21 protein-coding genes are annotated in these 20,921 nt (G+C 62.4%); 19 read left to right on the top strand and 2 right to left on the bottom strand.

Annotation, left to right across the window (positions count from 1 at the left end):
* Positions 1-156: 156 nt before the first annotated feature.
* On the top strand, positions 157-543 hold the full coding sequence (locus tag ACIQUG_RS10040; RefSeq protein ID WP_043611311.1) for a response regulator: 387 nt from the start codon (positions 157-159) through the stop codon (positions 541-543).
* 13 nt (positions 544-556) lie between these two features.
* On the opposite strand, the gene cysQ is transcribed toward ACIQUG_RS10040, so the two are convergent.
* Complete coding sequence (gene cysQ, locus ACIQUG_RS10035; RefSeq protein ID WP_402320358.1) at positions 557-1,333, bottom strand: 3'(2'),5'-bisphosphate nucleotidase CysQ; 777 nt, start codon at positions 1,331-1,333, stop codon at positions 557-559.
* Positions 1,334-1,548: 215 nt separating this feature from the next.
* On the opposite strand from cysQ, the gene ACIQUG_RS10030 reads away from it, so the two are divergent.
* The 11 genes from ACIQUG_RS10030 to ACIQUG_RS09980 all read left to right on the top strand — a co-directional run bounded on the left by ACIQUG_RS10030 (position 1,549) and on the right by ACIQUG_RS09980 (position 15,153).
* Positions 1,549-2,799 (top strand): sarcosine oxidase subunit beta family protein, encoded by a 1,251-nt coding sequence (locus tag ACIQUG_RS10030; protein ID WP_402320355.1) that lies wholly within the window; start codon positions 1,549-1,551, stop codon positions 2,797-2,799.
* Positions 2,800-2,868: 69 nt separating this feature from the next.
* Entirely contained in the window at positions 2,869-3,147 is a 279-nt protein-coding gene (locus ACIQUG_RS10025) for a sarcosine oxidase subunit delta (protein WP_402320352.1), read from the top strand.
* Positions 3,144-6,101 carry a sarcosine oxidase subunit alpha family protein gene (locus tag ACIQUG_RS10020; RefSeq protein WP_402320349.1) on the top strand — a complete coding sequence of 986 codons (2,958 nt, stop codon included), beginning with the start codon at positions 3,144-3,146 and terminating at the stop codon, positions 6,099-6,101. The genes ACIQUG_RS10025 and ACIQUG_RS10020 overlap by 4 nt, the downstream gene beginning before the upstream one ends.
* A 10-nt stretch (positions 6,102-6,111) precedes the next feature.
* A complete protein-coding gene (locus ACIQUG_RS10015) occupies positions 6,112-6,666 on the top strand; it encodes a sarcosine oxidase subunit gamma (protein WP_402320346.1) in 555 nt (184 codons plus the stop codon).
* Positions 6,667-6,919: 253 nt separating this feature from the next.
* Positions 6,920-9,346, top strand: a complete 2,427-nt coding sequence (locus ACIQUG_RS10010) for an FAD-dependent oxidoreductase (RefSeq protein WP_402320343.1) — start codon at positions 6,920-6,922, stop codon at positions 9,344-9,346.
* Between the two features lie 288 nt (positions 9,347-9,634).
* On the top strand, positions 9,635-10,537 hold the full coding sequence (locus ACIQUG_RS10005) for a branched-chain amino acid ABC transporter permease (RefSeq protein ID WP_402320340.1): 903 nt from the start codon (positions 9,635-9,637) through the stop codon (positions 10,535-10,537).
* A 4-nt stretch (positions 10,538-10,541) separates the two neighbouring features.
* A complete protein-coding gene (livM, locus tag ACIQUG_RS10000) occupies positions 10,542-11,942 on the top strand; it encodes a high-affinity branched-chain amino acid ABC transporter permease LivM (RefSeq protein WP_402320337.1) in 1,401 nt (466 codons plus the stop codon).
* A complete protein-coding gene (locus ACIQUG_RS09995; protein ID WP_043626789.1) occupies positions 11,942-12,826 on the top strand; it encodes an ABC transporter ATP-binding protein in 885 nt (294 codons plus the stop codon). Before livM ends, ACIQUG_RS09995 begins: the two co-directional genes overlap by 1 nt.
* The gene (locus ACIQUG_RS09990) at positions 12,826-13,551 is read left to right on the top strand and encodes an ABC transporter ATP-binding protein (RefSeq protein ID WP_043626786.1); all 726 of its coding nucleotides are present in this window, start codon (positions 12,826-12,828) and stop codon (positions 13,549-13,551) included. Before ACIQUG_RS09995 ends, ACIQUG_RS09990 begins: the two co-directional genes overlap by 1 nt.
* A 24-nt stretch (positions 13,552-13,575) precedes the next feature.
* Complete coding sequence (locus tag ACIQUG_RS09985; RefSeq protein WP_402320332.1) at positions 13,576-13,920, top strand: DUF6867 family protein; 345 nt, start codon at positions 13,576-13,578, stop codon at positions 13,918-13,920.
* A gap of 114 nt (positions 13,921-14,034) precedes the next feature.
* A complete protein-coding gene (locus ACIQUG_RS09980) occupies positions 14,035-15,153 on the top strand; it encodes a branched-chain amino acid ABC transporter substrate-binding protein (protein ID WP_043626781.1) in 1,119 nt (372 codons plus the stop codon).
* An 89-nt stretch (positions 15,154-15,242) separates the two neighbouring features.
* On the opposite strand, the gene ACIQUG_RS09975 is transcribed toward ACIQUG_RS09980, so the two are convergent.
* Positions 15,243-15,695, bottom strand: a complete 453-nt coding sequence (locus tag ACIQUG_RS09975; protein WP_043626778.1) for a MarR family winged helix-turn-helix transcriptional regulator — start codon at positions 15,693-15,695, stop codon at positions 15,243-15,245.
* A gap of 194 nt (positions 15,696-15,889) precedes the next feature.
* On the opposite strand from ACIQUG_RS09975, the gene ACIQUG_RS09970 reads away from it, so the two are divergent.
* The 7 genes from ACIQUG_RS09970 (at position 15,890) to ACIQUG_RS09940 (ending at position 20,920) form a co-directional block, all read left to right on the top strand.
* On the top strand, positions 15,890-16,900 hold the full coding sequence (locus ACIQUG_RS09970) for an alpha/beta fold hydrolase (RefSeq protein WP_402320327.1): 1,011 nt from the start codon (positions 15,890-15,892) through the stop codon (positions 16,898-16,900).
* A gap of 142 nt (positions 16,901-17,042) precedes the next feature.
* Positions 17,043-18,017: a 2-hydroxyacid dehydrogenase gene (locus tag ACIQUG_RS09965; RefSeq protein ID WP_402320324.1), complete on the top strand. Its 975-nt coding sequence runs from the start codon at positions 17,043-17,045 to the stop codon at positions 18,015-18,017.
* A gap of 174 nt (positions 18,018-18,191) precedes the next feature.
* Positions 18,192-19,025, top strand: a complete 834-nt coding sequence (locus tag ACIQUG_RS09960; protein ID WP_402320321.1) for an urease accessory protein UreD — start codon at positions 18,192-18,194, stop codon at positions 19,023-19,025.
* Positions 19,026-19,148: 123 nt separating this feature from the next.
* On the top strand, positions 19,149-19,451 hold the full coding sequence (locus ACIQUG_RS09955; protein ID WP_043627336.1) for an urease subunit gamma: 303 nt from the start codon (positions 19,149-19,151) through the stop codon (positions 19,449-19,451).
* Between the two features lie 98 nt (positions 19,452-19,549).
* Positions 19,550-19,855: an urease subunit beta gene (locus ACIQUG_RS09950; RefSeq protein WP_192447072.1), complete on the top strand. Its 306-nt coding sequence runs from the start codon at positions 19,550-19,552 to the stop codon at positions 19,853-19,855.
* Positions 19,855-20,271 carry a lysozyme inhibitor LprI family protein gene (locus ACIQUG_RS09945; RefSeq protein WP_402320670.1) on the top strand — a complete coding sequence of 139 codons (417 nt, stop codon included), beginning with the start codon at positions 19,855-19,857 and terminating at the stop codon, positions 20,269-20,271. The genes ACIQUG_RS09950 and ACIQUG_RS09945 overlap by 1 nt, the downstream gene beginning before the upstream one ends.
* Positions 20,272-20,275: 4 nt before the next feature.
* On the top strand, positions 20,276-20,920 hold the full coding sequence (locus tag ACIQUG_RS09940) for a Urease operon accessory protein (protein ID WP_402320667.1): 645 nt from the start codon (positions 20,276-20,278) through the stop codon (positions 20,918-20,920).
* The last annotated feature ends 1 nt before the right edge of the window (position 20,921 follow it).

Here is a 20,921-nt window from a genome sequence, read left to right as displayed (position 1 = left end):
ACATGTCTTTTTTAAATGCGAGGTCGGGCCATTGGGGCCTAAGCTCAGTCGTTGCCGTTGCCTCAGTGGAGGTTCCGGGACTCTGGACGGCATTCCGCCTGGAAATGCGCCTGCAGCGACGATGACTGCCGTCGCTGTACGTGAAAAATGGAGTGCATTGACATGGCCGAGCTTCCGCCGTCCGTCCGGACGGTCCTCGTTCTCGAGGACAACTTCATCATCGCCATGGACGTCGAGGAAATCCTCTCTTCGCTCGGGATCCTGCAGGTTACGATCGCCGGAAATGCGAACCAGGCATTGGAGCTGCTGACGCTCCAGGCCTTCGATTTCGCGATCCTCGACGTCAACCTTGGCGATCACACGAGTTTCGTGGTTGCCGATGCAATGCTCGCCCGCGGCATGCCGTTCGGCTTCACCAGCGGCTACGGCGATGCCGAGCATTTCCCGACCTATCTCAGGCACGTTCCGCGGATCGACAAACCGTTCAACGAGAAATCGATCGGCCAGCTGATCGCCGCCGGGATCCAGCCAAGAAACGTTTAGGTATCCAGTCCGGTCAAGGTTTGCCGCGCGACACGAACCAGGGATTGGCGAAGTCGCTGTCGTCCTTCTGGTTGCGCTTGCCGTAGGTGAGCGGCGTGCCGTCCATCGTCAGCGTTTCGCCGCCGGCCGCTCGAAGGATCGCGTCGCCCGCGGCGGTGTCCCATTCCATCGTCCGGCTGAAGCGCGGATAGACGTCGGCCAAACCTTCGGCAAGCAGGCAGAATTTCAAGGACGAGCCGACGGTCCGGTAGTCGGCGATGCCGTGTTTTTCGAGGTAGTCGATCGTCTCGGCGCTGTTGTGCCAGCGGCTGGCGAGCCCCACCATGCGGTCGCCGCAGCTGCGGCAGCCGATGATCGTTTCCTCGGTCAGGCGAAAGCTACCGTCGATAACCGACTTTACCGCCTTGCCGTGGCGCGCCGCATAGAGGATGCCAAGCGCCGGGGCGTAGACGACGCCCGCGACCGGCGCGCCGTTTTCGATCAAGGCGATGTTGACGGTGAAGTCGTCGTTGCGGCTGATGAATTCCTTGGTGCCGTCGAGTGGATCGACAAGAAAGAACGACATGCCGGACGTCTCCGGCACGAAGCCGGCGGATACCGCTTCCTCGGCGACCACGGGAATGTCCGGAAAGGCTGCGGCGAGATCCGCCAGGATGATGCGTTCGGCCGTCGTATCGGCATCGGTGACCGGCGAGCAGTCGGGCTTGTGGGTGACCTCCGGCCCGGCATTGTAAATGTCGAGAATGGCCCGACCCGCTGCTATCGCCGATTGTTGCAGTATCTCCAGCATTCGCCCTGTCTTTCGGTCCGTCATCAGGCCCATAGCATATTGAGAGGAAGAATATAGCCATGCTTTTGACATGGCAGGCGGCTCTTTACGCGTGGCCGCAGCCGATCTGCAGGGCGGGCCGTCTCAAGGTTTTTTGCACCTGCGAGAGGCTTTGCATCTTTGCTTCCGCCTTGCGGCTGTGCAAATGTGCCGGCGCAACTGAACTGGATGCCTTCATGCGTTATTCCGCCTTCTCGCTTGTCAGGAACGCCCTTTCCGGAAACCTGAACTGGAAACCGCATTGGCGCCAGCCGCAGCCGAAATCCCACTATGACGTGATCATCGTCGGTGGCGGCGGGCACGGTCTTTCGACCGCCTATTACCTCGCCAAGGAATTCGGCGTGAAGAACGTCGCGGTGCTGGAGAAGGGCTACGTCGGTTCCGGCAATGTCGGCCGCAACACCACGATCGTGCGCTCCAACTACATGCTGCCCGGCAACGAGCCGTTCTACGAATTTTCGATGAAGCTCTGGGAAGGGCTGGAGCAGGATCTCAACTACAATGTGATGCTGTCGCAGCGCGGCGTCATCATGCTCTACCACAGCGACGCCCAGCGCGACGCCTATGTCAGGCGCGGCAACGCCATGTGGATGGAAGGCGTGGCGGCGGAACTCATCGAGCGCGAGCAGCTGAAGAAGATGATCCCCTTCCTCAACTACGATCACGCCCGCTATCCGATCCTCGGTGGCCTGCTGCAGCGGCGCGCCGGTACGGCGCGGCATGATGCGGTTGCCTGGGGCTATGCCCGCGGCGCCGACCAGCATGGCGTCGACATCATCGAGCATTGCGAAGTGACCGGCATTCGTCGCGAAAACGGTGTTGTCACCGGTGTCGAAACCACCAAGGGCTTCATCGGCTGCGGCAAGCTGGCGCTGGCGGCGGCCGGCAACACCTCGCGCGTCGGCGAAATGGCCGATCTGAAGCTGCCGCTCGAAAGCCACATCTTGCAGGCCTTCGTGACCGAGGGGCTGAAGCCCTGTATCGATCACGTGATCGTCTATGGCGGCGGCCACTTCTACATCTCGCAGTCGGACAAGGGCGGGCTCGTCTTTGGCGCCGAGATCGACGGCTATTCGTCCTATGCCCAGCGCGGCAATCTGGCGACCGCCGAGCACGTGATGGAGGAGGGGGTGACGATGATCCCCGGCCTGTCGCGCGTTCGGGTGCTGCGCGCCTGGGGCGGTGTCATGGACATGAGCATGGACGGCTCGCCGATCATCGACCGCACCTCGATCGACAATCTCTACCTGAACTGCGGCTGGTGCTACGGCGGCTTCAAGGCAACGCCGGCTTCCGGCTACTGCTTTGCCCACCTGATCGCCAAGAACGACACCCATCCGGTGGCGCGTGCCTTGAGGCTCGATCGCTTCGCCCGCGGCTATGCCGTCGACGAGGCCGGCGCCGGCCCGCAGCCCAACCTTCACTGACAGCACACGGCCGCTGGCCCGTATGGAATGAACAGGAAGCCGGAGCGCGGCTTCAGGACACGGAAGACGATGGCAAGCCTGATTACCTGCCCGCATTGCGGGGTCCGACCGAAGGAAGAATTCGCGATCCGCGGCGACGCCTCGCGCGGCCGTCCCGAGCCGATGGATTCGGACGAGGCCTGGCACGATTACGTCTATGTGCGCGCCAACCCGCGCGGGCGCACGGTGGAGCATTGGCATCACATCGCCGGCTGTCGCCGCTTCCTGGTGGTCGAGCGCGACACGGCGACCCACGAGGTCTATTCCGTCGTCGATGCGGCCGAGTTTGCGCGGAGAGCGGCGCGATGACCGGCTATCGTCTTTCCTCCGGCGGCATCGTCGATCGCAGCAAGACGCTGAGCTTCACCTTCGACGGCCGGCCGCTGCGTGGATTTGCCGGCGATACGCTGGCCTCCGCACTGCTTGCCAACGACCAACTGCTCATCGGTCGCAGCTTCAAGTATCACCGGCCGCGCGGCATCGTCAGCGCCGGGCCTTCCGAGCCCAACGCGCTCGTCACTCTCGGTTCCGGCGCCCGCACCGATGCCAATACCAAGGCGACCGTTGCCGAACTCTATAGCGGGCTGACCGCCAAAAGCCAGAACCGCTGGCCGTCGCTCGGCTTCGATGTCGGGGCCGTCAACGGCGTGCTTTCGCCGTTCCTCGGCGCCGGCTTCTACTACAAGACCTTCATGTGGCCGAAGCAGGCCTGGGAACGGGTCTACGAACCCTTCATTCGCCGCGCTGCGGGCCTCGGCCGGGCGGTGCTGGAGCGCGACCCCGAGATCTACGAGAAGTCCTGGGCGTTCTGCGACCTGCTCGTCGTCGGTGCCGGTCCAGCCGGCCTGATGGCGGCGTTGACCGCCGGCCGCGCCGGCCTCCGGGTCATCGTCGCCGACGAAGATTTCCGGCTCGGCGGTTCGTTGCTTTCGAGCGGTGAGACGATCGATGGCGCCCCGGCCTCCGTTTTTGCCGACCGCATCGTCGCCGAACTGCAATCGCTGCCCAACGTCACGCTGCTTTCGCGCACCACGGTCTTCGGCTGGTACGACGACAACGTCTTCGGCGCGGTCGAGCGCGTGCAGAAACACGTCGCCGAACCATCGTCGAAGCTTGTGAGCGAACGCGTCTGGCGCATCGTTGCCAAGCGCGCGCTGATGGCAACCGGTGCCGAGGAACGGCCGCTGGTGTTCGGCGGCAACGATCGCCCGGGTGTGATGATGGCGGGCGCCATGACCACCTATGCCGAGCGCTACGGCGTCGCCGCCGGCAAACAAGTCGCGATCTTCACCAACGGCAGCGCCGGTTACCGGACAGCACGAGCGCTTGCGGCCAAGGGTGCCGCGATCGCGGCGATCGTCGATGCCCGCGCTGAGGCCGCCGATCAGGCGCCCGACGGCATCAGGGTCATCCGCTCGGCCTCGATCGTCGACACCAAGGGCCGGCAACGCCTCAAGGGCATCGTCGTCGAACGCTCCGGCTACGAGGAGCTGATCGCCTGCGATGCGCTGGGCATGTCCGGCGGCTGGAGCCCGGTCGTGCATCTTGCCTGCCAGCGCGGCGCAAGACCGGTCTGGTCGGAGGAATTGAAGGCCTTTGTCGCGCCTGACGTCGGCGGCAGCCTGCGTCCCGTGGGTGCGGCCAACGGCATCTATACGCTCGCCGGCTGCCTGTCCGATGGTGCGGAGAAGGCCGTAGCGATTGCCGCCGACCTCGGCTTCAGCGCCAGTTCGGTCGCAGCACCCGTCGTCGATGGCGAGGAAGCGGCCTCCTTCGCAGCGCTCTGGTACGTGCCGGGCGCCAAGTCGAAGGCCTTTGTCGATTTCCAGAACGACGTGCATGCGAAGGATCTCGGCCTGGCGCTGCGCGAAGGGTTCGGCCACGTGGAGCACGCCAAGCGCTACACGACCAGCGGCATGGCGACCGACCAGGGCAAGCTTTCCAACATCAATGCTGTCGGCATTCTCGCCGGCATGCGCGGCGTCAGCCCGGCCGAGGTCGGCACAACCACTTTCAGGCCGTTCTACACGCCGGTCTCCTTCGGTGCGCTTGCCGGTACTGCGCGCGACGAACATGCCGCGCCGGCGCGCAAGTCGCCGCTGCACGGCTGGGCGATGAAAAACGGCGCGACCTTCGTCGAGGCGGGGCTCTGGCACCGGTCCGCCTGGTTCCCGCGCGCCGGCGAAAAGACCTGGCGCGACAGCGTCGATCGCGAAGTCTTGAATGTGCGGGCCAATGTGGGCCTCTGCGACGTCTCGACCCTCGGCAAGATCGAGGTCTTCGGTCCCGACGCTGCGGAGTTTCTCAACCGGCTTTATTGCAACCCGGTCCTGAAGCTGCCGATCGGCAAGGCGCGTTACGGTCTGATGCTGCGCGAAGACGGTTTCGTCTTCGACGACGGCACCGTCAGCCGCTTCGACGAGGAGCATTTCTTCGTCACCACGACGACGGCGATGGCCGGTCCCGTCATGGCGCATATGGAATATTGCGCCCAGGCGCTCTGGCCGGAACTCGAAGTGCGCTTCACCTCGTCGACCGACCAATGGGCGCAGATGGCGATCGCCGGTCCAAAGGCGCGCGCGGTGCTGCAGCAGATCGTCGATGGCGACATTTCCGACGGCGCGTTTCCGTTCCTGTCCGCCCGCAAGATTGCCCTGAAAAGCGGCGTGTCGGCGCGGCTCTTCCGCATTTCCTTCTCCGGGGAGCTGGCTTTCGAACTGGCGGTGCCGGCAGGTTATGGCGAGGCGGTGGCCGACCAGATCATGGAGGCCGGCCGGCCGCATGAAATCTGTGCCTATGGCGTCGAAGCCTTGAATGTCCTGCGGCTCGAAAAGGGTCTGCTGACGCATGCCGAATTCGACGGACGCGTAACACCGGACGATGCCGGGCTCGGCCGTATGCTCTCGATGCAGAAGACCGACTTCATCGGCAAGCGCCTGTCGACCCGCTACGGGCTGACGGCGGCGGATCGCATGCAGCTCGTCGGCCTGAAACCCGTCGACGCCGACAAGGACATGCGCGCCGGTGCGCATCTTCTGAAGGAGGGGACCAAGCCCTCGACGCTGAACGACCAGGGTTGGGTGAGCTCAGCCGGTTTCTCGCCGGTCCTGGGCCACGCCATCGCGCTCGCCTTCGTGAAATCCGGGCGCGAACGCTATGGCGAGAAGGTCGTGGTGTTCGACAAGCTGCGCGATCAGGAGATCGTCGCCGAGGTCTGCGACCCGGTCTTTGTCGATCCGCAAAATGCAAAGCTGAAGGCCTGAGGAGGCGGTGATGGTTCGCGACTACAACAACCGCCACGCACTGGAGCAGAAACTGCGCTCGGCACCGACGTCGCCGGCGGCAGACCACCTGATGGTCGGGCATTGGCGCACGATGGCAACGGTTCTCGCACGTGCCGGCCGCGAGGAGACGGTGCGTCACGCGATTGCCGCACAGTCCGACTTGTCCATGCGGTTCTTGGCCCCGGCGGAGTGGCTTGTCGTCTCCGAGGTCGAAGCGCCGAGCGGGCTCGTGCGTCGGCTCGAAGCGCTTTGCGACGGCGGTGCCTATGTCGTCGACCAAAGCGACGGGCGCGTCGTCTTCCGGATCGCCGGCCCGAACGTGCGCAGCATCCTCGCCAAAGGCATCGGCCTCGACCTTCATGCCGCAGCCTTCACGGTTGGCGGCAGCGCCAATGCGCTCTGCGGTCACATCCCGGTCAATCTCGCCCGGACGGACGAGGACACGTTCGAGCTGATCGTGCCGCGGAGCTACGCGGAATCGCTGTTCGACGACCTGATGAAGATGGGGCAGGCCTTCGATCTCACCGCCGCCTTCTCGGACTGAACCGGCCCTTTCAAGAGGCTGAAATCAAATGCGGCATGAAATGCCGCAAACGGGTCGCCCATCCGCCAGCAAACGGCGGAAATGGACAAGCGTCCTTCGCAGCCATGTCTTTATCGGCGCCGTCTTTCTGACTAGGCTTTCATCGTCAGCCGCTTGCGCTTCTGTGCCTGAAGCAAGCGGTCGCCGTGCCTGAGTTTCTTCCTGACAATTTGGCCATGTCTCCGGCAGGAGCATGGGGAGACGGAGCGTACGCATGAAAAGCCATGCCAAGGTCGTCGTTATCGGAGGCGGTGTCGTCGGGTGTTCGGTGCTCTATCACCTGACGAAATTCGGCTGGACCGATGCCGTGCTGCTCGAGCGATCGGAACTCACTTCCGGCTCTACCTGGCATGCGGCCGGCGGCATGCACACGATCAACGGCGACCCGAACGTCGCCAAGCTGCAGAAATATACGGTCGAGCTCTACAAGGAGATCGAGGAATATTCCGGCCAGGATGTCGGCCTGCACATGACCTCGGGAATGATGCTCGCCGCCACCAAGGAACGCTTCGACTGGATGAAGTCGATCCTTGCCAAGGGCCGCTACATGGGGCTCGAAGCAGAGCTTTTGACGCCGAAGGAAGCGCACGACCTGATGCCGCTGCTCGATCCCGATCAGTTCGTCGGCGCGGTGTTCGATCCGGTCGAGGGGCACCTCGATCCCTATGGCACGACGCACGCCTATGCCAAATCGGCGAAGAAGAACGGTGCGGAGATCTACCTGCACACCAAGGTCGAGGATCTGGTGCAGCGGGAAGACGGTTCCTGGCGGGTGATCACAAACCAGGGCGAGATTGTCGCCGAACACATCGTCAACGCTGCCGGCCTCTGGGCGCGCGAGGTGGGGCGCATGGTGGGCCTGGAACTGCCGGTGCTTGCCATGGAGCACATGTATCTCATCACCGAGGACATGCCCGAGGTCATCGAGTTCAACCAGACGCGCGGCAAGGAGCTGATGCACTGCGTCGATTTCGACGGCGAAATCTATCTCCGCCAGGAACGCAACGGCATGCTGATGGGTACCTATGAAAAGGCGTGCCGCCCCTGGTCGCCGATCTCGACGCCCTGGGATTTCGGCCACGAACTCCTGGCCGAGGACATCGACCGCATCTCGCCGGAACTCGAAGTCGGCTTCAGGCACTTCCCGGCCTTCAACAAGGCCGGCATCAGGAAGATCATCAATGGCCCCTTCACCTTCTCGCCGGACGGCAACCCTCTCGTCGGCCCCGTGCGGGGCCTCCGGAACTACTGGTCGGCCTGCGCCGTCATGGCCGGTTTCAGCCAGGGCGGCGGCGTCGGGTTGGCGCTCGCCAACTGGATGATCCATGGCGACCCCGGCTTTGACGTCTTTGCCATGGACGTCTCCCGCTATGGCGATTTCGCCACGCTCGCTTACACCAATGCCAAGGTGCGCGAGAACTATTCCCGTCGCTTCTCGATCCGCTATCCGAACGAGGAACTGCCGGGCGCGCGGCCGCTGCTGACGACGCCGATCTACGACCGGCTGAAGGCGGCAGGCGCCGTCTTCGGCGCGTCCTACGGGCTCGAAACGCCGCTGTGGTTTGCACCCGAAGGGGTAAAGGATGCCTTCTCCTGGCGGCGCTCGACCGATTTCGAGACCGTGGGCGCGGAGGCGCGGGCCGTGCGCGAAGGCGTCGGCCTGATGGAGACCTCGGGCTTTGCCAAATATGCGATCACCGGCGACGGCGCGGAGGCGTGGCTCGACCGGCTGCTGGCCTGCCGCATACCGCTGACGGGGCGTATGGCGCTGGCACCGATGCTGAAGGACGACGGCAAGCTGATCGGCGACTTCACCCTGGCCAAGCTCGGCGAGGAGGATTTCCTGCTCGTCGGCTCCGGTATCGCCGAGGACTACCACATGCGCTGGTTCGAGGCGCATCTGCCTGCGGACAGTGCGGTTTCGCTGAAGGCGTTGAAGCTGGAGCTGGTAGGCCTGTCGATCGCCGGGCCAAAGGCCCGCGATGTGCTCGCGAGCCTTACCCATCTCGATGTCTCCGATGCGATGTTCCCGTTCATGGATATCCGCCGCATGGACCTCGGCATGGCGCCTGCGATCGTCGGCCGGGTCAGCTATACCGGCGATCTCGGCTACGAGATCTGGATGAAGCCGGAGTACCAGCGCTATCTCTTCGAGCTGCTGATGGAGAAGGGGGCCGCGTCCGGCATCCGCCTGTTCGGCCTGAGGGCACTGAATGCGCTGCGCGTCGAGAAATCCTTCGGCAGCTGGGCGCGCGAGTATCGTCCTCTCTATGGCCCGGTCGAAGCCGGGCTTGGACGGTTTGTCGCGACCGGCAAGGATGCCGATTTCATCGGCAAGGCGGCGGCCGTTAAGGAGAAGGCGGATGGTGGCGCACTACGTCTGAGAACCTTCCTGCTCGAGGCGAAAGACGCTGATGTCATCGGCGACGAGCCGATCTACCTCGACGGCGTCGTGCGTGGCTGGGTGACATCGGGCGGCTATGCGCATGCAAGCGGCGTTTCGGTCGCCATGGGCTACGTGCCGAAGGAAATCGCCGACCGCAGCGATGGCTGGTCGATCGAACTCCTGGGTGAGATCCTGCCGGCCCGTCTTCAGCCGCATCCGCTGTTCGATTCGAACGGTCAGCGCATGCGCGCCTGAGCAATCGGGGTGGAGTGCGGACCGAAATCGAGCGTTGAGGCTTCATAGAATACCCGACGCTTTTACGACTAAAGTTGATGATTTCGCGGGCGAAAGCTGCGGAAATTTTGATTTTTCTGGCTGTAAAAGCGTCAAATCGATTTTATCGAGGAAGTTTTTGATGAAGTCGCGTTTTTTAGCTTTCCTTTTCGTTTGAAAGAGGTATGGAATCGAGCAAACACAGCGCTCAACAATGAGCTCAAAAAACAAGAGACCGGACCGTTATGGATCTGGTCCAGGGGAAGATTGATGGAGTATTTCGTCCAGCAGCTCGTCAACGGGCTGACTCTTGGGTCTATTTATGGTATGATCGCTATTGGTTATACCATGGTCTACGGCATCATTGGCATGATCAACTTCGCCCACGGCGATATTTTCATGCTCGGCGGCTTTGCTGCTTTGATTGTCTTTCTTATTCTCACAACATTCATCGGGGGCGTCCCGGTTGTACTTGCTCTCCTGCTGATGATGGTCGTCGGCATGTTGACCGCAGGTCTCTGGAACTGGACGATCGAGAAGGTGGCCTATCGGCCGCTACGCGGTTCGTTCCGGCTTGCGCCGCTGATCACCGCAATCGGCATGTCGATTGCGCTGTCGAACTTCATCCAGGTGACGCAGGGTCCGCGCAACAAGCCGATCCCGCCGCTCGTTTCCTCGGTCTACGAGGTCTTCGGCATCACCATCTCGCTGAAGCAAATCATCATCATCGTCATCACGGCGATCCTGCTTACGGTCTTCTGGTACATCGTCAACAAGACGCCGCTTGGCCGTGCCCAACGCGCGACCGAACAGGACCGCAAGATGGCGGCGCTGCTCGGTGTCGACGTCGACCGCACCATCTCGGTGACCTTCATCATGGGTGCAGCACTCGCTGCCGTCGCCGGTACGATGTATCTGATGTATTATGGCGTGGTCGTCTTCACCGACGGTTTCGTCCCGGGCGTCAAGGCGTTCACCGCAGCCGTCCTCGGCGGCATCGGATCGCTGCCGGGCGCCGTTCTCGGGGGACTGCTGATCGGGCTTATCGAGTCCCTTTGGTCGGCCTATTTCACCATCGACTACAAGGACGTCGCGACCTTCTCCATTCTCGCAATCGTCCTGATCTTCAAGCCGTCTGGCATTCTCGGACGACCGGAAGTCGAGAAGGTATAATTCCATGGCAAACATTGCTTCTACGACTGCAAGCGCCGGCACTGACGTGACGGCGCGGGCCCTGCGCGAGGCTGTCTTCGCGGGCCTGATTTCGCTCGGTCTTTTCGTGCTGTTCGTCGGTCTCAAGTCCGACCAGAACATCCGCAACGAGCTGATCCTCAACCAGCGCTGGGGCCTGCTGGCGATCTTCGTGATCGTTGCCGCCGTCGGCCGCTTCCTGATGGTTGCCTATGTCCAGCCGGCCATGGCCCGCCGCAAGGCGGCCAAGGCCGAAGCCGAGGGCGCGGTGAAGGAGGAAACCTTCTTCACCCGCCACTTCTCGAAGATCGCGATCGCGTTCCTAATTCTTTATCCGCCGATCGTCCTCGCGCTTTGCATGGCGACTGGCTCAGGGATCCAGGGTTCACTGAAGTGGGTCGACAATTTCGGCATCCAGATCCTGATCTACGTGATGCTGGCCTGGGGCCTCAACATCGTCGTCGGTCTGGCCGGTCTTCTCGACCTTGGCTACGTTGCCTTCTACGCGGTCGGCGCCTACTCGTACGCGCTGCTGTCGACCTATTTCGGACTGTCGTTCTGGGTCCTTCTTCCCGTCGCCGGCATTCTTGCCGGTTTCTGGGGCATGATCCTCGGCTTCCCGGTGTTAAGGCTGAGGGGTGACTATCTGGCGATCGTCACGCTTGCCTTCGGCGAAATCATCCGACTTGTGCTGATCAACTGGACCGAGGTGACGAAGGGTACGTTCGGCGTGTCCGGCATCGCCAAGGCGACGCTGTTCGGCATCAAGTTCGATGCCTCCAAGGACGGCTTTGCCGCGATGATGGGCTTGCCGATGTCATCGGCCTACTACAAGATCTTCCTGTTCTATCTGATCCTCGCGCTCTGCCTGCTGACCGCTTACGTAACGATCCGGCTGCGCCGCATGCCGATTGGCCGTGCCTGGGAAGCGCTGCGCGAGGACGAGATCGCCTGCAAGTCGCTTGGAATCAACACGGTGACGACCAAGCTTACGGCCTTTGCGACAGGCGCCATGTTCGGCGGTTTCGCCGGCTCGTTCTTTGCGGTGCGCCAGGGCTTCGTCTCGCCCGAGTCCTTCGTCTTCCTGGAATCGGCGGTCATCCTGGCGATCGTGGTTCTCGGTGGCATGGGCTCGCTCGTCGGCATTGCAGTCGCGGCCGTTGTGATGATCGGCGGCACTGAAATCCTGCGTGAACTGTCGTTCCTGAAGGTTGTCTTCGGACCGGACTTCACACCTGAACTCTACCGTATGCTGATCTTTGGCCTGGCCATGGTCGTCGTCATGGTCTGGAAGCCGCGCGGCTTCGTCGGATCACGTGAACCGACAGCCTTCCTGCACGAACGCAAGGCAGTCTCCGGCAGCTTCACCAAGGAAGGGCACGGTTGATGGCCCGCGAGACGACGACAATGACAAAAGACCCCATTCTCAAGGTTGAGCACCTGTCGATGCGCTTCGGCGGTCTCATGGCCATCAACGACTTCTCCTTCGAAGCCTATCGCGGTGACATCACCGCGCTGATCGGCCCGAACGGAGCGGGCAAGACAACGGTGTTCAACTGCATCACCGGCTTTTACAAGCCGACGATGGGCATGATCACGATGAAGCAGAAGGCCGGCAAGGAATACCTGCTGGAACGTCTGCCGGACTTCGAGATCACCAAGCTCGCCAAGGTGGCGCGTACCTTCCAGAACATCCGGATGTTCTCCGGTCTGACGGTGCTCGAAAACCTGCTCGTCGCGCAGCACAACAAGCTGATGCAGGCATCCGGCTACACTTTCCTCGGCCTGCTCGGCTTCCCGGCCTACCGCCAGGCGTCGCGCGAGGCGATCGACCTTGCCAAGCACTGGCTGGAAAAGGCGTCGCTTATCGACCGTGCGGACGATCCGGCCGGTGACCTCTCCTACGGCGCGCAGCGCCGTCTCGAGATTGCCCGCGCCATGTGCACGGGGCCGGAACTGCTTTGCCTGGACGAGCCGGCCGCCGGTCTCAATCCACGCGAGTCCCTGGCGCTCAACGAATTGCTGAAAAGCATTCGCGCCGATACCGGCACGTCGATCCTGTTGATCGAACACGACATGTCCGTGGTTATGGAGATCTCCGACCACGTGGTGGTCCTGGAATACGGACAGAAGATTTCCGACGGCACACCGGATTTCGTGAAGAACGATCCGAGGGTCATTGCGGCCTATCTGGGTGTCGAGGATGAAGAGGTTGAAGAGGTGATCGAACAAATCGAGGAAATCGAAGGCGGGCAGGGGGGCACCAACTGATGACGGCGCCTCTTCTCCAAGTCAAAGCCGTCGAGACCTACTACGGCAACATCCGCGCGCTCAGCGGGGTCGATGTCGAAGTTCACCGCGGTGAAATCGTCTGCCTGATCGGTGCCAACGGTGCCGGCAAGTCGACGTTGATGATGACCATCTGCGGCAGCCCGCAGGCGCGTACCGGTTCGGTCTTCTTCGAAGGCCAGGACATCACCCGCATGCCGACGCACGAGATCGCCCGGCTGCGCATCGCGCAGTCGCCCGAGGGGCGGCGCATCTTCCCGCGCATGACGGTGTTTGAAAACCTGCAGATGGGCGCCAGCCTCGACAACCTGAAGCACTTCGACCAGGACGTGGAAAAGGTGTTCGCGCTTTTCCCGCGCCTGAAGGAGCGTCAGGCGCAGCGCGGCGGTACGCTTTCGGGCGGCGAGCAGCAGATGCTGTCGATCGGCCGCGCGCTGATGGCCCGTCCGAAGTTGTTGCTTCTCGACGAGCCGTCGCTCGGTCTTGCGCCGCTAATCGTCAAGGGCATCTTCGAAGCGATCAAGAAACTCAACAAGGAGGAAGGCCTGACCGTCTTCCTCGTGGAACAGAACGCCTTCGGCGCGCTCAAGCTTTCCGACCGCGGCTACGTCATGGTCAACGGCCGGGTGACGATGAGCGGTTCCGGCAAGGAACTGCTCGCCAATCCGGAAGTGCGCGCGGCCTATCTCGAAGGCGGCCGTCATTGACGGGCTGCATCTGGAGCAAGTGACATGCAGGGAATTCTCTACGAAGAAGTGTCGATCTGGCAATTTCTTTTCATCAGCTGCGTTCTCGGCGGCTGGACGGCGTGGCGTACCGGCAAGAGCGTCGCCGAAGGCTGGGAGGAGTTTCCGCGCCTCCTTCTCTACGTTGCGTTGCTAGGGCTTGGCATCCGCTTCGTGCATCACGCTCTCTTCGAGGGCACGATGTTCAGCCTGCACTACTATATCGTGGACACGATCGTGCTTTTGTTGTTTGCTACCGCAGGTTTCCGATACTACCGGACCAAGCAAATGACCAATAACTACTATTGGCTCTATGAGAAGGCTTCGCCTTTCTCATGGAAAGCCAAATAAAGGGAACAGCGCGCGCCGGCCGCCGCGGCCGGTGCGAAAGAAACACCGGCGCAACTATGGTGGGCATTGCGCAGGTTGGTAACGAGACCCGCTCGAATAATTGGGAGTAACAAGATGAAAAAGTCTCTTCTGTCGGCGGTCGCGCTGACGGCTATGGTTGCCTTCAGCGGCAGCGCCTGGGCTGATATTCTCGTTGGTGTCGCCGGCCCGCTGACTGGCCCGAACGCCGCTTTCGGTGCACAGCTCCAGAAAGGTGCAGAGCAGGCCGCCGCTGACATCAACGCTGCCGGCGGTATCAATGGGGAACAGATCAAGGTTGTGCTCGGCGACGACGTTTCGGACGCCAAGCAGGGCGTTTCGGTCGCCAACAAGTTCGTTGCTGACGGTGTGAAGTTCGTTGTCGGTCACTTCAACTCGGGCGTGTCCATCCCGGCTTCTGAAGTTTACGCCGAAAACGGCATCCTGCAGGTAACGCCGGCCTCCACCAACCCGCAGTTCACCGAGCGCGGTCTCTGGAACACGTTCCGTACCTGCGGCCGTGACGACCAGCAGGGTGCAGTTGCCGGTGCCTACCTCGCCGCCAACTTCAAGGACGCAAAGATCGCCGTCATTCACGACAAGACCCCCTATGGTCAGGGCCTTGCCGACGAAACCAAGAAGTCGATGAACGAAGCCGGCCTCACCGAAGCCCTCTATGAAGGCATCAACACCGGCGACAAGGACTTCTCGGCGCTCATCGCCAAGATGAAGGAAGCCGGCGTTTCGATCGTTTACTACGGCGGTCTGCACACCGAAGCCGGCCTGATCATGCGCCAGATGAAGGACCAGGGCCTCAAGGCTACCCTGATGTCGGGCGACGGTATCGTTTCGAACGAACTGGCTTCGATCGCCGGCGACGCCGTTGACGGCACGCTGATGACGTTCGCTCCCGATCCGCGCAAGAACCCGGCTGCCAAGGACCTCGTCGAGAAGTTCCGCGCTGCCGGCTTCGAACCGGAAGCCTACACGCTCTACGCCTACGCCGCTCTCCAGGTCATCGCAGAAGCTGCCAAGGCTTCCGGCGGCAACGACCCGCAGGCAGTTGCCGAAGCCATCAAGGCAAAGGGTCCGTTCAAGACCGCAATCGGCGAACTCGGCTATGACGAAAAGGGCGACATCACGCGTCCGGACTACGTCATGTACACCTGGAAGAAGGGTGACGACGGCAAGTACAACTACTTCCAGAACGAGTAGTTCTGATTTCGGACCTTGTGTCCGACTGGTTGGGGCCCGGCGAGCGATCGCCGGGCTTTTCTTTTTGTGAGGTGTCGGCGAGCGGTCGGCTATTTCAGCAGCGTGTCCCTGAGTGAGGAGACCTCGGCGCGCAGTCGCTCGAGATCGTCGGCGCCGAGCTTCGTCGCTTCGGTGAGGCCGCGCGGCACTTCCACTGCCTTTTGCCGCAAGGCCTTGCCCATGTCGGTCAATTGCACCCGCACCTGCCGCTCGTCCGCCTTGTCGCGCACACGGGCGATGTAGCCGGCGGCCTCCAGGCGCTTCAGCATCGGCGTCAAAGTGCTCGATTCCAGGAAGAGCCGTTCACCGAGGCTGCCGACCGTCTGGTCGTCTTTCTCCCACAACAGCACCATCACCAGATATTGCGGGTAGGTGAGATCAAGTTCCTCCAGCAGCGGCTTGTAGATGCGCGTGAAGGCGTGGTTTGCCGAATAGACTGCAAAACAGAGGAAGCTGTCGAGTGCCAGCATCGCCTCGTCGTTCTTGGAGTTGGTGTCAGTCATCGCTTTCTCCTGTCATGCGTTCAAAATAAATCGTTCACGATATAATCGCAAGGCATTGACAGCGGTGCGGGTGCGATATAAATGTTGTACACGATTAAATCGGTAGCGATATAAAGATATATAAATCGCGCACGACTTAATCGCCAGATATCTAACTTTAGCGCGGCACGACCGCAGGGAAGAAGGAGCGTTCCATGAGCAAGGCAATCAGCAAGACCGAAGCCAACAGCATCTCCCGCCGCACGGTTCTCTCGGCCGCCTTCGGCGCTGCCGCCACGGCAGCCGCGGTCAATGCGATCAACACGCCGGCCACGGCCGCATCCAGCACCGCATCAACCGCCGGCGCGTCCGGCACGAAGGGAGCAAACACCATGGGCAGCCGCATCATCACCCGCGATGGCGTCGAGATCTATTACAAGGACTGGGGGCCGAAGGATGGCCCGGTCGTCGTGCTCAGCCACGGTTGGCCGCTGTCGTCGGACAGCTGGGAGGCGCAGGCCTTCCACCTTGCCGCCAACGGCTTCCGCGTCGTCACCCATGACCGCCGTGGCCACGGCCGTTCGTCGCAGCCCTGGGACGGCAACGACATGGATCACTATGCCGACGACCTTGCTGACCTGATCAACGCGCTCGATCTCAAGGACATCTTCCTCGCCGGGTTTTCGACCGGCGGCGGCGAGATCAGCCGTTATATCGGCCGCCATGGCACCAGCCGGGTCGCCAAGGCCGGCCTGATCTCGGCGGTGCCGCCGCTGATGGTCAAGACCGACAAGAACCCCGGTGGTCTGCCGAAGGACGTCTTCGACGGCCTGCAGGCGGCGAGCCTCCAGGATCGCTCCAAGCTCTACCGCGACATCGCGTCCGGTCCATTCTTCGGCTTCAACCGGCCGGGGGCTGTCGCCTCGCAAGGCATGATCGACAGCTTCTGGCTGCAGGGCATGATGGCCGGCCACAAGAACACCTACGACTCGATCGTCGCCTTCTCGCAGACCGACTTTACCGAGGATCTGAAGAAGTTCGATGTGCCGACGCTGATCATCCATGGCGACGACGACCAGATCGTGCCGATCGATGCGGCGGCGAGAGCCTCGAAGACGCTGGTGCCGCATGCGGACCTCAAGGTCTATGCCGGCGCACCGCACGGCATCACCGACACCCACAAGGACCAGCTCAACGCCGACCTGCTCGCCTTCGCCAGGGCTTGATGGCGGTTGAAATCACGATGAGAGGCGCCGGCAACGGCGCCTCTTTTTTGCCTTTTGTGATAGGTGTTTCGCTTGTCGAGATAGCTGTCGCGTCGCGCCGTTTCGTGCACTATCTCGCAGCGATTCTGATCTGGAGGCAGGCATGAGCTCGAAACCCCGCATTCTCGTCACCCGTCGTTGGCAGGCAGCGGTGGAGCAGGTGCTTGCCGAACGCTTCGACGTCACCTTGAACGACGGGGACATGCCGTTGACGGCCGCAGAACTCGCCGAAGCACTGCGGACCTATGACGCCGTTCTCCCGACCGTTTCCGACCGGCTTCCGGCCGACCTCTTTGCCGGCGGCGGTCTCCGCGCGAAGATCCTTGGAAACTATGGCGTCGGCTACAATCACATCGACGTTGCGGCCGCCAAGGCTGCCGACATCGTCGTAACCAACACGCCGGGTGTGCTGACCGACTGCACCGCCGACATCGCCATGACGCTGCTGCTTGCAGTCGCGCGGCGGGCAGGCGAGGGCGAACGGCAGGTGCGGGCCGGCGAATGGACCGGCTGGCGCCCGACCCACATGATTGGCGGCAAAGTCACCGGCAAGACGCTCGGCATCATCGGCTTCGGCCGCATCGGCAAGGCGATGGCCAAACGCTGCCACTTCGGCTTCGACATGGATGTCGTCTTCTACAATCGCTCACGTATCGACCCGGCCGAGGCCAGCCGTTATGGCGCCCGCCAGCTCGACACGGTCGAGGACGTGCTGAAGGTGGCGGACTTCGTGTCGCTGCATTGCCCCGGCGGCGGCGAAAACCGGCACCTGATCAACGCCGAACGCTTGGCCCTGATGAAGAAAAGCGCCTACCTCGTCAACACGGCGCGCGGTGATGTGATCGACGAGCCGGCGCTGATTGCGGCGCTCGAAGACGGTGTTATTCGCGGCGCCGGCCTCGATGTCTTCGAGGCGGAACCGAACGTGCCGGAACGTCTGCGCGCGCTCGAAAATGTCGTTCTGCTTCCACATCTCGGCAGTGCGACGGAGGAGACGCGCGTCGCCATGGGCATGAAGGTGGTGGACAATATCACGGCGTTTTTCGACGGGCGCGAACCGCCGGATCGCGTGGCGTAGGCGGCTGCCCGTTTTCTGCGCAGAGCCTGCATGGAAATGCAGCATGTTGACGATTTTCTTTGCAAAACAATAACTTGACTTGTCGTGCCGCGATGCGGACGATAGCGCCGAGATAAGGCGGTGGGCTCAATGGGCACTGCGCCTGGAATGAAGGACGCCGCTTAGCGGTCTGACATGGACAAGGCAGCACGCATCGCCCCGCAGCGGGCCTGGGGCAAGGGACGGCTCGTCGCCAAGGCGGTGCTCGGCCACAGCCGCATTGCCGAACTCTACCAGGAAGGCTGCGCCAAGATTCGCCTGCCGAAGACCTTCGACAACTCGATGGAGGTGGTGCTCATCAACTCTTCCGGCGGGCTTACCGGCGGCGACCGGATGATCTGGGAGGTCGCGGCAGGGGTGGAAACCGAGGTGACGGTGACGACGCAGGCCTGCGAGAAGATCTACAAGGCGGGCGCCGATACCGTCGAAGTGGCGACCCGCATCGAGGTTGCCGCCGACGCGCGCGTCGACTGGCTGCCGCAGGAGACGATCCTCTTCGACCGGGCCTCGCTCTCGCGCTCGCTGGAGGTGGAACTTGCCTCGGACTCGACGTTTCTCGCGGTCGAAGCGGTGCTGCTCGGCCGCAAGGCAATGGGCGAGGCAGTTGAAACCGGGCTCTTCCGCGATCGCTGGCGTATCCGTAGCGACGGCAAACTGCTGCATGCGGACAATCTCGCCCTATCAGGAGAAGTCGCCAGTCTCGCCCAGCGCAAGGCGGTGCTCGATGGCGCGGCCGCCTTTGCCACGCTGCTCTATGTCGGTCCGGACTGCGAGCTCCAGCTGCCGCGTCTTCGGTCGCTCGTCGATGGCGCAGCGGGCGTCGGCATCAGCCATTTTCAGGTCCATGGCCGCGACAAGCTGGTTGCCCGTTTCGTGGCGCCGGATGGCTTCGCGCTCAGAAAAATCCTCATCCCGGTTATTTCGCACTTGCGCAAGCAGAAGACTGTGCCGAAAGTCTGGGTACTCTAGCGCGTTTCACATTTTATTTGAAACAGTGAAACGATCTAACGCATTGAAACTTTGTAATTCCTGGCGGAAGACCGCTTCGCAGATTTCCCAGGGAATTGCTTCACGAACAACCGGTGGCGACGCATGAATCTTACCCCGCGCGAGAAAGACAAACTGCTGATTTCGATGGCGGCCATGGTTGCCCGCAGGCGCCTGGAGCGCGGCGTGAAACTCAACCATCCGGAGGCGATCGCGCTGATCACCGATTTCGTCGTCGAGGGCGCGCGCGACGGGCGCTCGGTCGCCGAACTGATGGAGGCGGGTGCGCAGGTGCTGACGCGCGAGCAGGTGATGGAGGGCATCGCTGAGATGATCCATGACATCCAGATCGAGGCGACGTTTCCGGACGGAACCAAGCTCGTTACCGTGCACGAGCCGATCCGCTAGGCGCAGGGCGCGTGCCTGGCTTGCGGGCGCAGGGCGCCTGAAGCCTGAATGCGGGATAAAAGTATGCGGCCGGCCGAGGGCGGCTTGAGGAGAAGACCATGATCCCAGGAGAAATCATCGCGGCGGCCGGAGAGATCGAGCTCAATGTCGGCCTCGATACGACGACGATCGAAGTCGCCAATACCGGCGACCGCCCGATCCAGGTCGGCAGCCACTATCATTTCGCCGAAACCAATGCGGGACTGCAGTTCGACCGCAAGGCCGCCTACGGCCGTCGGCTCGACATTCCCGCCGGCACGGCCGTGCGGTTCGAGCCGGGCCAGACGCGCCAGGTGACGCTGATACCGCTTTCCGGCAAGCGCGAGGTCTATGGCTTCCGCCAGCAGGTGATGGGTAAGCTATGATGCGTTATGCTGTGGTCGCCGTCGCCTTTGCCCTACCGTTGGCATCCGCTTTCGCGCAGGAGGAAGAGGTCGATTGCCAGAATGCGGTGACGCAGTCGGACATGAATATCTGCGCCAACGAAGACTACGAGGCAGCCGATGCGGAGCTGAACAAGACCTACAAACAGGCGTTGGCGGCGACGCAGGCACAGGACCAGGAACTGGCTGACATCGATGCAGCCTATGTCGGCGCGGAGCAGGCACTCAAGAAGTCGCAACGCGCCTGGATCGGCTATCGGGACGGACAATGCGAACTTGCCGGTTTCGAAGCGCGGGGCGGTTCGATGGAGCCGATGCTTGTTTCTGGGTGCCTGGCCGAACTGACGAAAGCCCGTACGAAAGAACTCAACGCCATTGCCGCGCCAGAGGGGAACTAGACCTTTGAGCCGCGGCCGCACCATCATGATCGTAGGTAATGGCGACGTGCCCGAGGGGTTTGGCGCGATGATTGACGGCGCCGATATCGTCGTGCGTTTCAACGACTGCCGGTCGGTTGGATATGGTGGCCAAAAAACCGATATCGTCGCCGTCTGCAACACCGGGCGTCCTGGGATTTCCATGCTCGGCGGTGGCCGCTGGAAGACGAACGCCGCGGTGCGCCAGGCGCGGGAGATCTGGTGCGTTCGCTCCGGCGCCAAGTTTGCCGCGATGCGCGCCGGGCTTGCGGAAACGCATCCGGACCTCGACGATTTCTGCGACGATTACACAGTCGGTTTCGAGAGCTTCGCCCGCTCGACCAACCGCGGCTTTCGCGTCGTTCCGGTCGACGTGCACGAGCAGGTGGAGCAGGATCTCGCCGGCTTTTCGCCAGACCCTTACGTCGTTCCGTCGAGCGGGATGATCGTGATTGCCGATATTCTCGCGCATCTTGCGACGCCCGACGACGATGTCGTTCTTGCCGGCTTCGGTCATGTCGGCTGGGAATGGCATCCCTTCGCCGCCGAGCGCCGCCATGTCGACGCGCTTGCGGCCGGCGGCCGTCTTCGCCGCCCCCATCCCATTTCTTCTTCGTCCCAAGGAGCCTGAA

The sequence above is a fragment of the Ensifer sp. NPDC090286 genome, assembly GCF_044769565.1.
Classification (GTDB): Bacteria; Pseudomonadota; Alphaproteobacteria; order Rhizobiales; family Rhizobiaceae; genus Ensifer.
Note: the sequence above shows the minus strand (reverse complement) of the source record. Positions and strands in the feature narration are given on the sequence as shown.

Bases quoted from the DNA above. Each gene is read 5' to 3' on its own strand.
- cysQ (WP_402320358.1), bottom strand. From the start codon at position 1,333: ATGCTGGAGATACTGCAACAATCGGCGATAGCAGCGGGTCGGGCCATT.
- ACIQUG_RS10030 (WP_402320355.1), top strand. From the start codon at position 1,549: ATGCGTTATTCCGCCTTCTCGCTTGTCAGGAACGCCCTTTCCGGAAAC.
- ACIQUG_RS10025 (WP_402320352.1), top strand. From the start codon at position 2,869: ATGGCAAGCCTGATTACCTGCCCGCATTGCGGGGTCCGACCGAAGGAA.
- ACIQUG_RS10020 (WP_402320349.1), top strand. From the start codon at position 3,144: ATGACCGGCTATCGTCTTTCCTCCGGCGGCATCGTCGATCGCAGCAAG.
- ACIQUG_RS10015 (WP_402320346.1), top strand. From the start codon at position 6,112: ATGGTTCGCGACTACAACAACCGCCACGCACTGGAGCAGAAACTGCGC.
- ACIQUG_RS10010 (WP_402320343.1), top strand. From the start codon at position 6,920: ATGAAAAGCCATGCCAAGGTCGTCGTTATCGGAGGCGGTGTCGTCGGG.
- ACIQUG_RS10005 (WP_402320340.1), top strand. From the start codon at position 9,635: ATGGAGTATTTCGTCCAGCAGCTCGTCAACGGGCTGACTCTTGGGTCT.
- livM (WP_402320337.1), top strand. From the start codon at position 10,542: ATGGCAAACATTGCTTCTACGACTGCAAGCGCCGGCACTGACGTGACG.
- ACIQUG_RS09995 (WP_043626789.1), top strand. From the start codon at position 11,942: ATGGCCCGCGAGACGACGACAATGACAAAAGACCCCATTCTCAAGGTT.
- ACIQUG_RS09990 (WP_043626786.1), top strand. From the start codon at position 12,826: ATGACGGCGCCTCTTCTCCAAGTCAAAGCCGTCGAGACCTACTACGGC.
- ACIQUG_RS09985 (WP_402320332.1), top strand. From the start codon at position 13,576: ATGCAGGGAATTCTCTACGAAGAAGTGTCGATCTGGCAATTTCTTTTC.
- ACIQUG_RS09980 (WP_043626781.1), top strand. From the start codon at position 14,035: ATGAAAAAGTCTCTTCTGTCGGCGGTCGCGCTGACGGCTATGGTTGCC.
- ACIQUG_RS09975 (WP_043626778.1), bottom strand. From the start codon at position 15,695: ATGACTGACACCAACTCCAAGAACGACGAGGCGATGCTGGCACTCGAC.
- ACIQUG_RS09970 (WP_402320327.1), top strand. From the start codon at position 15,890: ATGAGCAAGGCAATCAGCAAGACCGAAGCCAACAGCATCTCCCGCCGC.
- ACIQUG_RS09965 (WP_402320324.1), top strand. From the start codon at position 17,043: ATGAGCTCGAAACCCCGCATTCTCGTCACCCGTCGTTGGCAGGCAGCG.
- ACIQUG_RS09960 (WP_402320321.1), top strand. From the start codon at position 18,192: ATGGACAAGGCAGCACGCATCGCCCCGCAGCGGGCCTGGGGCAAGGGA.
- ACIQUG_RS09955 (WP_043627336.1), top strand. From the start codon at position 19,149: ATGAATCTTACCCCGCGCGAGAAAGACAAACTGCTGATTTCGATGGCG.
- ACIQUG_RS09950 (WP_192447072.1), top strand. From the start codon at position 19,550: ATGATCCCAGGAGAAATCATCGCGGCGGCCGGAGAGATCGAGCTCAAT.
- ACIQUG_RS09945 (WP_402320670.1), top strand. From the start codon at position 19,855: ATGCGTTATGCTGTGGTCGCCGTCGCCTTTGCCCTACCGTTGGCATCC.